Here is a 12,731-nt window from a genome sequence, read left to right on the forward strand (position 1 = left end):
AATGACGAATTTGTTGTTTTTCAAATTGTAAGTAAACCTAAGCCACTTTAGCTATAGCATAGCTAAAGTAATTTATGTTATTGGGTAAGTTAAAAATATGATATAAATAAGATAGGAGGGAGCTACTCACTATAGGAATAGAGTTGTGCACGACCCACAACTGTACGAACATTTGTTTGCGAAGAAATGTTATAGCTGGTTTTGCCTCAAACACAAAGATGTCATACGAGTAGCTGACTACTTGGATCCAGCCTTTCCATCCAAGACGGCAGTGCCCAGACACTGGAATAACAGCAGTCCTACGTCATACCGCGATTCATTCGCGGTATCTCTAGATCCCGCTAACAAGCAGCGGGATGACGGTTGTCTCCTAGCTGTCATCCCAGTACTGGTAGACTCAAATCACAATGCTCGTATAGCTGCAACCCTGGAGGTACTGTTTCTCACCCACTGGAGATATTGCACGGTACTATCTACTTGATCATCGTGTCGAGTTTCAGGAAACATTAAAATCTCATACTCAAAATCGTTCAGCCATACTGCTTGATGTGGCAGAAAAACCTTGCCAGACTCTATAATCGGAACAATTTGATGAAATCGAGTGAGCTTGTCATCATGTGGCACTATTTCAATAATCGGTAAATCACTGTTTGTCTTTAGCTCTTGCACCAATTGTTGACCACTTGTTTTTGCTTCGATTAAAATTGCGTGTGGCGTCCATCTTGCAGCTAGTGACAAAACCTGTTCTTTAAGCTTTGGATACTCAAGCTTTGCGCGATATACGTCGAGTAAATAGAATTTATTATCTATTTTTGCCCAGGTGGTGCAGACACTAAAGTTGCTCATGTTACTTGTTGAAACCGCAGTATCCCAACTTTGTGTTATATGCGAGAGATTATCAGGAAATTTTTTATAGCGTTTCAACCACTCTGGTTTAATTATACCACTTGAAAGCGGCAGAGGGTTTTGTTGATATTGAGCAGCAAAAGCGTAACTCCCAAGTTCAGCTTTTATTATCTCAACTTCTTCTTTTCCTCCATCAAGGGGATATAACAACTGACCTTCTTCTCTTGAATATAATATCCTTACAACGCGAATTCTGGATTAAAGGAGAATAGAAAAGGCAAGAAAACAGGGTAAACTCAGCAGTTATAAAAAAATAGATGAGGTTACCCATGGAAGATATAACAAAACTGTTTTGTTTGGTCGATGATTTTTGCAGAGATATAGAGAAAAATTTTGCAGGTAAACTACTGCCAAATGGTAAAAAACCCACAAGAATAACGGAAATTGAGCACTCCGAAATCATGACAATAATCCTGCTATATCAACAATCTCCGTGTAAAAATTTCAAAACTTTCTACCTACATTACCTAACGTTGCTCTACAAATCAGAGTTTCCAAAGTTGCCTTCATATACCAGGTTTGTTGCTCTAAAGCCTAGGGTTTTGTGGCATTTAGCAATGTTGTTGCATTGGCTTTGTGGACAGTCAGAAAACACTGGAATTTCATATATAGACACAACTCCCATTGCAGTTTGTCATGCAAAAAGAATATCCAAAAACAAAGTTTTTGCTGGAATTGCAAAATTAAGCAAGAGTACTTACGGCTGGTTTTTTGGTTTCAAATTACATATGGTAATCAATGAAAATGGTGAAATTCATGCACTTACGCTAACAAAAGGCAATGTTGATGATAGGATACCTGTGCCAAATCTGACGGGAAAATTAACCGGCCTTTTGTTTGGTGACAAAGGTTATATTGCAAAAGAGCTTTTTCAGAAGCTGTTTGACCGAGGTTTGAAACTTGTTACCAAGGTGAAAAAAGGTATGAAAAATGCATTAATTTCGCTAAATGAGAAGATTTTACTGAGAAAAAGGTCTATCATTGAGACTGTTTTTGGTTACCTAAAAAATAGACTAGAAATTGAACACACTCGCCATAGATCCCCTGTTAATTTTTTGGTTCATATCTTTTCTACTCTCATTTCCTATTCCATCAAATCCAAAAAGCCTTCTATTTCCTATACTTTCTTCCTTCCTTAGTCCAGAATTCGCGTTTACAGGTGACGCTGGTTTATTATATAATCGCCTGGTCGCACAGTGCTGAGCTACTCGGATGATAGGAACGGGAGGTATTGGCTTTTTGATTGAATAAATAACCTGCTTATTTTCAGAAATCATTGGCAAACAAATATGATGCCATATGTTTTTTGGCTTGGAGAGAAGGTGTCCAGTTAAGTCCTCCTGGTGTAGCCTGTGCATTACAAGAACGATGACTCCTTTTTTTCTATCGTTCAGCTTGGTTACTAAAGTCTGATCAAACCAGTTTGTGGCACGCTTTCTAAGCGTTTCACTCAAAGCTTGAGCAGAACTGAGCGGATCGTCCACGATGATGAAATCACCACCTTCACCTGTTAACGTCCCTCCAACTGATGTTGCGATTCTGTATCCTCTCTGCACTGTTTGAAATTTATATTTGGTATTCTGGTCTTTGGATAGTTCTATCTCTGGAAATAGCGCTCTATACCAACTAGACTGCATCACGCACCTGGTGTCGAGCGAGTGCTTTTCGCTGAGCCGCTGAGAATAACTTGCAACTATTATTCTCGCAGTTGGTTGGTTTCCCAGTATCCATGCGGGCCACGCAACGCTTATGCACATGGACTTCATCGAGCGCGGAGGCATATTGAATATTATTCGTTTCACTTCACCAGCGCTCGCTGCTTCCAGCCTGTCTGCTATGACTTTTATATACTGATAATCGTTATACTCACACCCCGGCACTACCGTTTGAAAGCATAACTCAATGAATTTTAGAAAGTTCATGATATAATGTTGAAACCAACGCGTGACGCTGGGATGACAGAAAAAGGAGCACTGACCCTTTATGGTCTCTTAAATTGCAATTACAAATGTTAAGAAATTTACCAAATAAAAAAAAGGCAAAAGAAGCCCCGTGGTTATTATCCGCTTTAAAATATTGGCGTTTTTTATGTTTTAAACGCTTGACAAGCGAGATTCAGCCGCTTTTAATTGCAACTAACTTACGCTGCAAATGTTTAAGAAATTTACTAAGCAGAAAAAAAGACAAAGAATCCCCGAGTTAGCTAGTCTTTTACTATCTCTGTCGAGTATTGGCATTTTTTGATGTCTTGTAACGCTTTATAAGCGCGTTCAGCTTATTTAGATAAAAATCTAGATGTAGATGAAGTTTTGTAAAGACATACAGTATCTATATACTGCAAAAAATTGAACATAAGACGCCGATACATTAAGTAATCCTTACCTTTTAATCTGCAGATTGGCGAAAGCAAACACAATAGCCTCACTATCATGATAAGGGCGCTGGCGAAGGGTGTCAAGTAAGTTTTTTCGTTTCTATTCCCAATAAAAGTTTGTTATATGGTTATGCAAGAAGTTTAATACTCATAGTTTCAAGCATATACTGAAATATTTCATTAGCTATAGCAACATCTTGGCGTGGGGCTTTGCCGTGTTCTATAAACACAGAGATTGCATAGCGCGGGTTATGGTAAGGGCCATAAGCGATAAATAACTTATGACTTTCACCCTTAGAGTTTATCTCTGGTGTACCGGTTTTACCGGCAATTTGTATACCGCTTAGCCCTTTCTTATAGGTTCCAGTTTTAGAATTCACCACATCAAACATAGCTTTTCGAACTATGCTAAGATGCTCACAATCCACATCAATATCGGGAAAATCTTGTATCGTTTCATTCATCTTAATGCGGGGAATTACCTCTTTTCCTGTTGCAATCCTCGCTGCAAGAACTGCAAGCTGTAGTGGTGTTGTAAGCATATACCCTTGTCCTATAACTAAGTTGATAGTGTCACCTAAATACCACTGCGAATATAGCTTTCGTGTACGCCAATCTCTATCTGGCAACAACCCTGGAGCTTCTTCTTTAAACGTTCCAATCAGTGGCCCACTTCCAATACCAAATTTTCTGGCCATTTCTACTAGAGAGTCTACACTTATTTTTTTCCCTATATTATAAAAGTAAGTGTTGCATGATAATGCCATTGCTTCATTTAAAGATACATACCCATGGACTTTGCTTTTCAGACAACGAAATTTCCGCTCACCTATTTTCATATAGCCCTTGCACGAGAATTTCTCTTCTGGTGTTATTATTCCATCTTTTAAAGCTGCAAGCGCAACTATTATTTTAAATATTGAACCAGGTGGAATCTGATATGATAACGCACGATTCACGAGCGGCAATGAAGGAGCATTCAAGCTCTCCCAAGTCTCATTTGATAGCCTGCTAGCAAAAAGATTATTATCGTAAGAAGGTGAATTATATAATGCTAAAATTTCTCCATTATTTACATCAATTACCACTGCGGAGCCTTGGTGATCTTTAAATACCTCTGCGGTTTTCTCTTGCAGATTAATATCAATTGTCAGTTGTACATCTTGTCCGTCTTGTTGTGGTATGCTTGATAATTCTTTTATGACGCGTTTTTTAGAATTTATTTCCTGCTCAGATTTTCCTGACTTGCCTTTCAATATATGATCATATGTATATTCAATACCGCTGATTCCTACTTCGCTTATGCCTTGCTGTCTTTTTGTATATCCGATTACATGAGAACACATTGAACCAAACGGGTAATAACGTTTATAAAGAGCAGTTATTTTTTCTGACGATTTTGCTATTTTAGACTCGACTTCTGATAATGTCTGCAAATCAACTTCCTTACCAGAACCATCAAACAAAACAACATACGAAATTTTGTTTATTGCAAGTTCAACGCTATTCCTATCTAAAATTTTGCCTCGCTGAGGCATAATAGTAGCAACTCTTATTCTATTACTATTAGATAGTGCTTCGTACTTTTGTCTGTTTCGTATTTGTAAATTATATAACCTGCAACTAAAAACCGCGGAAATGGTAAGCTGAATACCACCTAATATGAATGCTCTGCGGTTAAAGACTTTATTTTTTGTCCACATAACATTCCTTCAAAACGCACTTTTTTCCCCTCTTTTATTGTTACACTTCTGGCTTTTACCGTATTACAAACCCTTTTTTCCCACTCACTTAAGGTCACAAACTTATAACCTGATTTTTTTAGTATTTTAATAATATGAGGTAAAGCTTCAATTGTGTTTGACCTGTTATTGTGATCATGAAACAGTATAACTGCTCCATTATGTACATTACTTAAAACTCTTTCAACTAAAGTTTCTGGCTTATCACCTTGCCAATCTAGCGAATCAACTGTCCATAATATTGAATACATATTTAATTGATCAGTATTTTCAATCAGATTATCGTCATAACATCCATATGGCGGACGAAACCATTTTACATCTTGTTTTATTGCATTTTTAATTGCTGTATTTGTCTTTTCCAATTCTTGCAATTGTTCCTCACTTGAAAGTGATGTCAACTTCCTATGCGACCAAGAGTGATTGCCTAACTCATGACCTGATTCATGAATTTTCTTTACTATTTCAGACGTTTTTTCATTTATACGTTCACCAAGCACAAAAAATGTTGCTTTTGCTTCATAGCTTTCCAGAACATTAATAATATCGTTTATTCTATTGTTGGAAGGTCCATCATCAAACGTAAGCGCAACAAACTTATCGTCGTTATTCAATAATTTTTTTATATTACTTAAATTTCTATATGATAGATCTAGATTACAACTGAGCCCACAGTATGGTAAATTAAAATTACAATCACTACAAAAAGCCGTACTTGAATATAGTAAGAAAAAAGTGATTATCCTTATAAACATTTGTAATCAGCAAAGTGATAGAATACTACACTTTTTTGCTAAGTTAAGCCATCTTTAATTGCTGTAGCCTTTACTTCATCGCTTCTTTAATATATTGTATTAACAATTTTATATAATATATTATGATTGCAAATATAAATACCGTTGCGCTTCAGGGAATTAGCACAGTAAATGTCAATGCACAAATTCATATGGCAAATGGTATTCCAGCTTTTAATATTGTTGGATTGCCAGATAAAACTGTTGCGGAATCCAAAGAACGCATCAGAGCAGCGTTAAATTCAATCAATCTACTACTACCTCCAAAAAGAATTACAGTTAATCTCTCCCCTGCGGATTTGCTGAAAGAAGGCAGTCATTATGACTTGGCTATTGCTATTGGACTACTTGTTGTAATGAATGTGATACCAGTTGAAAAAGTTCAGTCTTATATCATTATGGGTGAGCTTGCCCTTGATGGCAGAGTTATTCCAGTTTCAGGAGTGCTGCCAACAGCGATCAATGCAAAACAGGGAAATAAAGGAGTAATTTGCCCAAGGGGAAATGGAGTAGAGGCTTCATGGGTAAAGAATGTTTCAATTCTAGCTATAGAGAAATTAACTGATATTATCAGACACTTTAAGGGTGAGCAATTAATTCAGCCAGTAATTTTTAAATATAGTGATGCACCCAAAGAAAAAAGATTGGTTCCCGATATGAAGGATATTAAAGGCCAAGTTGTTGCAAAAAGAGTAGCTGAAATTGCAGCAGCAGGTGGGCATAATATGCTTCTTGTTGGCCCTCCTGGTACTGGAAAATCAATGCTTGCTAAGCGCTTTATAGGATTGCTGCCTGATTTAACCGAACAGGAGATGATTGATGTTAATATTATTTCCAGCATAACAAAAACTGGTAATGAAATATTCAAAGTAACTCGTCCCTTTCGTGAACCTCATCATTCATGCTCTATGCCAGCGATGATAGGGGGAGGAAAGAATGCAAAACCTGGAGAAATTACCATGGCTCACAATGGCGTGTTATTCCTTGATGAGTTGCCAGAATTTCCAAGACTTGTGCTTGATTCTCTGCGCCAACCACTTGAAGATAGAAAAGTTACCGTTGCAAGGGCAAATGCTCACATAACCTACCCTGCAAATTTTCAACTGATTGCTGCAATGAACCCTTGCAGGTGCGGTTATTTAGGTGATGCAAGCAGATCGTGCAACAAAGCTCCAAAGTGTGGCACAGATTACAAAAACAAAATATCAGGCCCATTGCTTGATAGAATAGACATATGCATTGAAATGCCAAACGTTAGCATACTCTCTCCTGAAATCTCTGTGGAGGGAGAAAGTACTAAAATCATAAGAGAAAGAGTGATAGCAGCAAGAAAAGTTCAAACTGAGCGCTATAGTGAATTAAATATTCGTTGCAATTCAGAAGTAAGCGGTGAAGCATTTAATAAATTTACTGAACCAGATCAGGCAGGGTTAGAATTGCTAAAATACGTACTGAAAGAAAATTACATTTCCAATCGAGGCTACACACGCGTATTAAAAGTTGCAAGAACCATTGCAGATCTTGCAAAAAGTGAAGAAGTAAAAAGAGCACACATTGCTGAAGCGCTGAATTACAGAATCAGATTATACTAGTAAATTAAATTACTTGACAGGCAGCTTTTTTTTACTATATATTATTCTTAATGAAATTTTAATATTCTATTTAAGGAGTAGAGTTATGGCAAGGATTGAAGTAATAAAACAGAAATATAGTCAAGAGGGCCTTTGGTCAGCAACTAAAGAAGTTCCTGTGCAAGGTTGGAATCTTGTAAAAGAAAATCCATACAAAACGGCCGCGACTTTTGTAGCAATTGCAGCAGCAATTTCGCTTACAGCTGCTTATTTTTTGAGCCCAGCTTATGCGGCTTTCGTTGGTACAGTTGGAACAAAAGCTGCAACACTCGTTAGTCCTGCTATTACTGCAATGTCTACATTTGCAGTTGCTCATCCGCTAGTTGCTAGTTTGATAGTTGTTGCTGCGGTGGCGGCTTTAATAGCTGCACCTGTGTATGCATATAAGAATAGTAGTAAGGCAAATCAAATTGATGCAGTGAGAGAAGAGATTCTTAAGGTCTGTGAAAAAGATGATGATAAGCCTAAAATTGATAATGATAAGCTAAAATTTATTGTTAGTGATACATCAACATTCTTGAATGATGTTGCGGTAGCAGTTGGATTGGTACCAGCAAAAGCATAATAAAGTAGCTTAAACAGAATAAAAAGGGATAGTCTCTGTCCCTTTTTATAAACATTTTCTATTTTTTTGCATCAGTAGAATGATACCTTCTAAAAATATAAAGTTATTATCTGTTATTTTAAATGTTATTAAGAATAAGTAAATCCCGTTTACTGTTTACGCCTATAGAAGTGAAAAGTATTTGCATATTATTAAAAAAGCAGTAACTTATTATCAAGTGAATTCGCTAAATTTGAGTAATTTAAATGTCTATTGATCTTAGTCTGCCGGAGTTACCTATATTACACCCAAGGATTACCGTTGTGGGAGTAGGTGGTGCTGGCGGAAATGCTGTGAATAACATGATCCAATCTAATTTGCAAGGAGTGAATTTTGTTGTCGCAAACACCGACGCTCAAGCACTAGAAAAGTCGTTATGTGATAAAAAAATTCAGCTTGGCATTAATTTAACTAAGGGTCTTGGTGCTGGTGCCTTGCCTGATGTTGGCAAAGGTGCAGCAGAAGAATCAATTGATGAGATTATGGAGCATATAAAAGATAGTCATATGCTTTTCATCACAGCAGGAATGGGCGGTGGTACTGGAACCGGTGCAGCACCGGTAATTGCAAAAGCAGCCAGAGAAGCAAGAGCCGCAGTTAAGGATAGAGCGCCAAAAGAAAAAAAGATATTGACTGTTGGAGTTGTAACTAAACCGTTCGGTTTTGAAGGTGTGCGCCGCATGCGCATTGCAGAGCTTGGACTTGAAGAACTGCAAAAATACGTGGATACACTTATTGTCATTCCAAATCAGAATTTATTTAGAATTGCAAATGAAAAAACTACATTTTCTGATGCATTTAAACTTGCTGATAATGTTCTGCATATTGGCATCAGAGGAGTAACTGACTTGATGGTCATGCCAGGGCTTATCAATCTTGACTTCGCTGATATAGAAACAGTAATGAGCGAGATGGGCAAAGCGATGATCGGCACCGGAGAGGCAGAAGGAGAAGATAGAGCAATTAGCGCTGCAGAGGCTGCAATATCTAATCCATTGCTTGATAATGTATCAATGAAAGGTGCGCAAGGAATATTAATTAACATTACTGGTGGCGGAGATATGACTCTGTTTGAAGTTGATGCTGCAGCCAATAGAGTGCGTGAAGAAGTAGATGAAAATGCAAATATAATATTTGGTGCTACTTTTGATCAAGCGATGGAGGGAAGAGTTAGAGTTTCTGTTCTTGCAACTGGCATTGATGGTCGCAATAATAAATCAGAAACTTCACCTATAAGTCAGAGCGAAGGCTCAGAGAAAGAGAAATTTAAGTGGCCATATAGTCAAAGTGAAAGTACGCAAGACAAAACACTGGAAACAAAACCAGCTGAACAGGTAAGCGAAGGAGCTAAGTGGGGCAGCAATATCTATGATATACCAGCTTACTTAAGAAGAAAAAAATAATGCAATTTTGGCTACTCAAGTCAGAGCCAAGTGAATACTCATGGCAAAAAATGGAAAAGGATCAGGTAGTTGAGTGGGATGGTGTGCGCAATTATCAAGCTCAAAATTACATGAAAATTATGAAAGCAAGCGATCTTGCGTTTTTTTATCATACAGGTAAAGAGAAAGCAATACTTGGAATCGTTGAAGTATTTAAAGAGTATTATCATGTTAATGATCCCAAGTTCGGATTAGTGAATGTAAAGTTTTTGAAACCTTTAAATAACCAAGTAACGTTAAATAATATAAAACAAAACCCACTTTTGAAAAATATGACTATATTAAAACAACCACGTTTATCAATTGCCCCAGTTTCGGAAATTGAATGGAATGAAATAATAAGGATGAGTGATGTGTAATACCTGTCATTTCAGTTCCTAAATGATGTCATCTCAGCACACAACGCACAGCTGTATGAATATTTGTCTCGAAGGCAGTGCATTAAACGTTATAGCCGATTTTGCATCAAACACAAAGGTGTCATTCCAGTGCTTGACACTGGAATCCAGCCTTAATGCAACCACATTAAAGCCGTTGTGTTTTAATATAAGATTAGCTACTTTTATATTCACTAACTTGATGTCTAACCAAAATTCCTGGATTCCAGTGTCTAGGCACTGGGATGACATCCTTCTAGTGTACAATATTCGTACAGTTGTGTACATGACACAAGGGTCTATAACTCTTCTTTTTTGGATTCCAGTGTCAGCTATTTGCATGACACCCTTACTGATGTGTCACTCATGTTAGAAGTAAATATTCTTGACAAGAAATGGTGCAGCATTATAGAAAATCCTAAAAATTTTGTATTAGGTGTCATCAATGCTTCTCTAAAAGAATTAAAAATAGACCACTATAAACCAAATATATCAATAGCTCTGGCTGATGATGACTTGCTACATCAACTTAATTTAAAATTTAGAGAAATGGATAAGCCAACTAACGTACTATCATTTCCGTATGAACAATTGTCTAATGAGTGCGATTTAGGAGACATAGCAATTTCAATAGACACAATAAAAAGAGAATCGCATGAGTATTGTATACCCATTCTTGCTCACATTGCACACATGTTAGTGCATGGATTACTGCATTTACTTGGTTATGATCACCAAAAAAAAGATGAAGAAATTATAATGAAAAATCTAGAAAGAGAGATTTTAGCTTCGCTTGGCTACAATATGTGCACGATTTAAAAGGAATTTAATAAAAATATAGTAGATGATAATAAAATATGTTATCTACAAAGGGTTTTAGCTATAAACAATAAAAGGTAAGTGATATGGTTCAGTTTTCTTTGCCAAAGAATTCTAAAATTAATCAAAAGGGCAAAATTTATCCTATTCCTGCTAGAGCAAAAAACATCAGAAGATTTCAAATTTACCGTTGGTCTGCTGATGACGAGAAAAACCCTAGAATAGACACATTTTTTATTGATATGGATAATTGTGGCCCTATGGTACTTGATGCATTAATAAAAATAAAGGATGAAATAGATTCGACTTTAACTTTCAGACGTTCTTGTAGAGAAGGCATATGTGGATCTTGTGCCATGAATATTGACGGAACCAATACTCTTGCATGTACTAGATCTATACATGATATAAAAGGTGACGTAAAAATATATCCATTACCTCACATGTATGTAATAAAGGACCTAGTCTCGGATTTGAGCCAATTTTATGAGCAATACAAATCAATTAAACCTTGGTTACAAGCAGATAAGCCTGCCCTACCAAATAAAGAATACTCTCAATCTCCTAAAGATAGAAAAAAATTAGATGGCTTGTCCGACTGTATATTATGTGCTTGCTGTTCAACTGGTTGTCCAAGCTACTGGTGGAATAGTGATAAATTTTTAGGACCAGCAATACTATTACAAGCTTACAGATGGATTGCTGACAGCCGTGATAATAAGACAGGTGAAAGACTTGATGTTTTAAACGACCCATTCAAGTTGTATCGTTGTCATACAATAATGAATTGCACAAAAACTTGTCCTAAAGGACTTAATCCAGCAAGAGCAATAGCGAAAGTAAAACAGCTCATGGTAGAGAGAGAAGGAGTTTAAGTATTATCTTTTGCATTCTTCGTAAGAGAACAGCAAACCTTCCGAAGCGTAGGGTATTGTTAATACCCTGAACGCTTTTCCGTTTGTGAAGTGCATCGTATCATCGTACGATTCAAATAATTTTTTGAACAACTCATGTCTTTGGTTACTAATAGTTTGAAAATCCTCTTTTTCTAAAAGCTTTTTAGATTCGAAGAGGTAAAGCATAACTTCGTGATAAGTTGGGTAAGATGCCAAAAATTTTGGGTCAAATTGAAAGGTTTTTATAAAAGCATTATTATAAAATTTTAGCTTTTGATTCTTACTATATATTACTATAGCAACCGGTAACCTCTCAAGCAAATTTTTCTGTGTAGCTAAATAACTGTTTAATTCAGTATATAATTTCTCTGCATCACTAACATCTTTCCCATACATTACTATGCTACCAGAACCTTGTATTGGAATTTTAACAAAATCGAAAACCTTAGGTTCGTTCTTATAAGTTATGACATGTCTTCCTGGTTTTGTGCTATGAGCGCTACCGGTAATAGCAAATTTCTTAGAACCATCTACATATTTATCATAAAACAAGTTATAAAATTCCACCTTTCTACTCTTGTTATATCTTAGTATTGGAAATGGTAAAGAGTTGAAAACGTTTTTATAGCTCTCCACTTCCTGTGTAAGCTTACTATTTTCTAACTCAAGTCCGTTAGCCTTTATCTTACAGTCTGAGACATTCCTTATCCATAACAGCACACCTATCACATTGTTAGAATCATCTATTATGCTTCTACCGTAACATATGCAATAAACCTCACTGTCTTTTGACTTTAAATCTAGAGTAAAAGATTTATTTATTTCCTTTGCCTCAACAAAATTTTTGATTAAGCTTTCTGATTGCTCAAAAAAATTCACAAACTCATTAAATGAGTAAAAAACAGTATTAAGCAAAATTAGTAAATTGGGAGAGAACTTTTCTATACGTTTTTTTGCATCCCAAATATAAAACCCATCATTCACAGTATCAATTAAATTATTTATGATAACATTTTGATGCTGTAAGTTCTTAATCTTATTACTAATTTTTAATTTAGAATAAGAGAGAAAGAATAATATTAGAATCAATATTAAAACCACTTCATACAAAAAAAACATAGCACTTTTAAAACAAATGTAAAAATT

General features: G+C 36.2%; 11 protein-coding genes and 2 pseudogenes. 8 read left to right on the plus strand and 5 right to left on the minus strand.

Going from position 1 to position 12,731, the window contains the following annotated elements; all coding sequences use genetic code 11:
• Positions 1 to 402: 402 nt before the first annotated feature.
• Positions 403 to 1,083 (minus strand): annotated as a pseudogene (terL, locus tag NL281_RS07375) (phage terminase large subunit); the annotation flags it as partial.
• 92 nt (positions 1,084 to 1,175) lie between these two features.
• Between terL and NL281_RS07380 the strand changes: the two are divergent.
• Positions 1,176 to 2,045 (plus strand): IS982 family transposase, encoded by an 870-nt coding sequence (locus tag NL281_RS07380; RefSeq protein ID WP_253303228.1) that lies wholly within the window; start codon positions 1,176 to 1,178, stop codon positions 2,043 to 2,045.
• Positions 2,046 to 2,111: 66 nt separating this feature from the next.
• Here NL281_RS07380 and NL281_RS07385 read toward each other — a convergent pair.
• Positions 2,112 to 2,828: pseudogene (locus NL281_RS07385) on the minus strand (phage terminase large subunit); the annotation flags it as partial.
• 86 nt (positions 2,829 to 2,914) lie between these two features.
• Between NL281_RS07385 and NL281_RS07390 the strand changes: the two are divergent.
• Positions 2,915 to 3,109 carry a hypothetical protein gene (locus NL281_RS07390; protein WP_253303266.1) on the plus strand — a complete coding sequence of 65 codons (195 nt, stop codon included), beginning with the start codon at positions 2,915 to 2,917 and terminating at the stop codon, positions 3,107 to 3,109.
• 299 nt (positions 3,110 to 3,408) lie between these two features.
• Here NL281_RS07390 and NL281_RS07395 read toward each other — a convergent pair whose 3' ends face one another.
• Together NL281_RS07395 and NL281_RS07400 are read right to left on the minus strand one after the other, a co-directional pair.
• Positions 3,409 to 4,983 (minus strand): penicillin-binding transpeptidase domain-containing protein, encoded by a 1,575-nt coding sequence (locus NL281_RS07395; RefSeq protein ID WP_253303267.1) that lies wholly within the window; start codon positions 4,981 to 4,983, stop codon positions 3,409 to 3,411.
• Positions 4,938 to 5,777: a polysaccharide deacetylase family protein gene (locus NL281_RS07400; RefSeq protein WP_006280389.1), complete on the minus strand. Its 840-nt coding sequence runs from the start codon at positions 5,775 to 5,777 to the stop codon at positions 4,938 to 4,940. The genes NL281_RS07395 and NL281_RS07400 overlap by 46 nt, the downstream gene beginning before the upstream one ends.
• Positions 5,778 to 5,899: 122 nt before the next feature.
• On the opposite strand from NL281_RS07400, the gene NL281_RS07405 reads away from it, so the two are divergent.
• The 6 genes from NL281_RS07405 (at position 5,900) to NL281_RS07430 (ending at position 11,564) form a co-directional block, all read left to right on the plus strand.
• A complete protein-coding gene (locus tag NL281_RS07405; protein WP_253303268.1) occupies positions 5,900 to 7,408 on the plus strand; it encodes a YifB family Mg chelatase-like AAA ATPase in 1,509 nt (502 codons plus the stop codon).
• An 85-nt stretch (positions 7,409 to 7,493) separates the two neighbouring features.
• Entirely contained in the window at positions 7,494 to 8,012 is a 519-nt protein-coding gene (locus NL281_RS07410; RefSeq protein WP_253303269.1) for a hypothetical protein, read from the plus strand.
• 245 nt (positions 8,013 to 8,257) lie between these two features.
• Entirely contained in the window at positions 8,258 to 9,454 is a 1,197-nt protein-coding gene (gene ftsZ / locus NL281_RS07415; RefSeq protein WP_253303270.1) for a cell division protein FtsZ, read from the plus strand.
• Positions 9,454 to 9,852 (plus strand): EVE domain-containing protein, encoded by a 399-nt coding sequence (locus NL281_RS07420; RefSeq protein ID WP_077188253.1) that lies wholly within the window; start codon positions 9,454 to 9,456, stop codon positions 9,850 to 9,852. Before ftsZ ends, NL281_RS07420 begins: the two co-directional genes overlap by 1 nt.
• Before the next feature lie 384 nt (positions 9,853 to 10,236).
• Positions 10,237 to 10,689, plus strand: coding sequence for an rRNA maturation RNase YbeY (ybeY, locus tag NL281_RS07425; protein WP_253303271.1), 453 nt, complete (start codon positions 10,237 to 10,239; stop codon positions 10,687 to 10,689).
• 86 nt (positions 10,690 to 10,775) lie between these two features.
• Positions 10,776 to 11,564, plus strand: a complete 789-nt coding sequence (locus NL281_RS07430; RefSeq protein WP_253303272.1) for a succinate dehydrogenase iron-sulfur subunit — start codon at positions 10,776 to 10,778, stop codon at positions 11,562 to 11,564.
• A gap of 3 nt (positions 11,565 to 11,567) precedes the next feature.
• On the opposite strand, the gene NL281_RS07435 is transcribed toward NL281_RS07430, so the two are convergent.
• Positions 11,568 to 12,704, minus strand: a complete 1,137-nt coding sequence (locus tag NL281_RS07435; protein WP_010962793.1) for a hypothetical protein — start codon at positions 12,702 to 12,704, stop codon at positions 11,568 to 11,570.
• Between the last annotated feature and the right edge of the window lie 27 nt (positions 12,705 to 12,731).

Origin of the sequence: Wolbachia endosymbiont of Phyllotreta cruciferae (assembly GCF_918697765.1) — a bacterium.
Lineage (GTDB): Bacteria > Pseudomonadota > Alphaproteobacteria > Rickettsiales > Anaplasmataceae > Wolbachia > Wolbachia pipientis.

Coding starts and splice junctions, on each gene's coding strand:
- NL281_RS07380 (WP_253303228.1), top strand. CDS start 1,176: ATGGAAGATATAACAAAACTGTTTTGTTTGGTCGATGATTTTTGCAGA.
- NL281_RS07390 (WP_253303266.1), top strand. CDS start 2,915: ATGTTAAGAAATTTACCAAATAAAAAAAAGGCAAAAGAAGCCCCGTGG.
- NL281_RS07395 (WP_253303267.1), bottom strand. CDS start 4,983: ATGTGGACAAAAAATAAAGTCTTTAACCGCAGAGCATTCATATTAGGT.
- NL281_RS07400 (WP_006280389.1), bottom strand. CDS start 5,777: ATGTTTATAAGGATAATCACTTTTTTCTTACTATATTCAAGTACGGCT.
- NL281_RS07405 (WP_253303268.1), top strand. CDS start 5,900: ATGATTGCAAATATAAATACCGTTGCGCTTCAGGGAATTAGCACAGTA.
- NL281_RS07410 (WP_253303269.1), top strand. CDS start 7,494: ATGGCAAGGATTGAAGTAATAAAACAGAAATATAGTCAAGAGGGCCTT.
- ftsZ (WP_253303270.1), top strand. CDS start 8,258: ATGTCTATTGATCTTAGTCTGCCGGAGTTACCTATATTACACCCAAGG.
- NL281_RS07420 (WP_077188253.1), top strand. CDS start 9,454: ATGCAATTTTGGCTACTCAAGTCAGAGCCAAGTGAATACTCATGGCAA.
- ybeY (WP_253303271.1), top strand. CDS start 10,237: ATGTTAGAAGTAAATATTCTTGACAAGAAATGGTGCAGCATTATAGAA.
- NL281_RS07430 (WP_253303272.1), top strand. CDS start 10,776: ATGGTTCAGTTTTCTTTGCCAAAGAATTCTAAAATTAATCAAAAGGGC.
- NL281_RS07435 (WP_010962793.1), bottom strand. CDS start 12,704: ATGTTTTTTTTGTATGAAGTGGTTTTAATATTGATTCTAATATTATTC.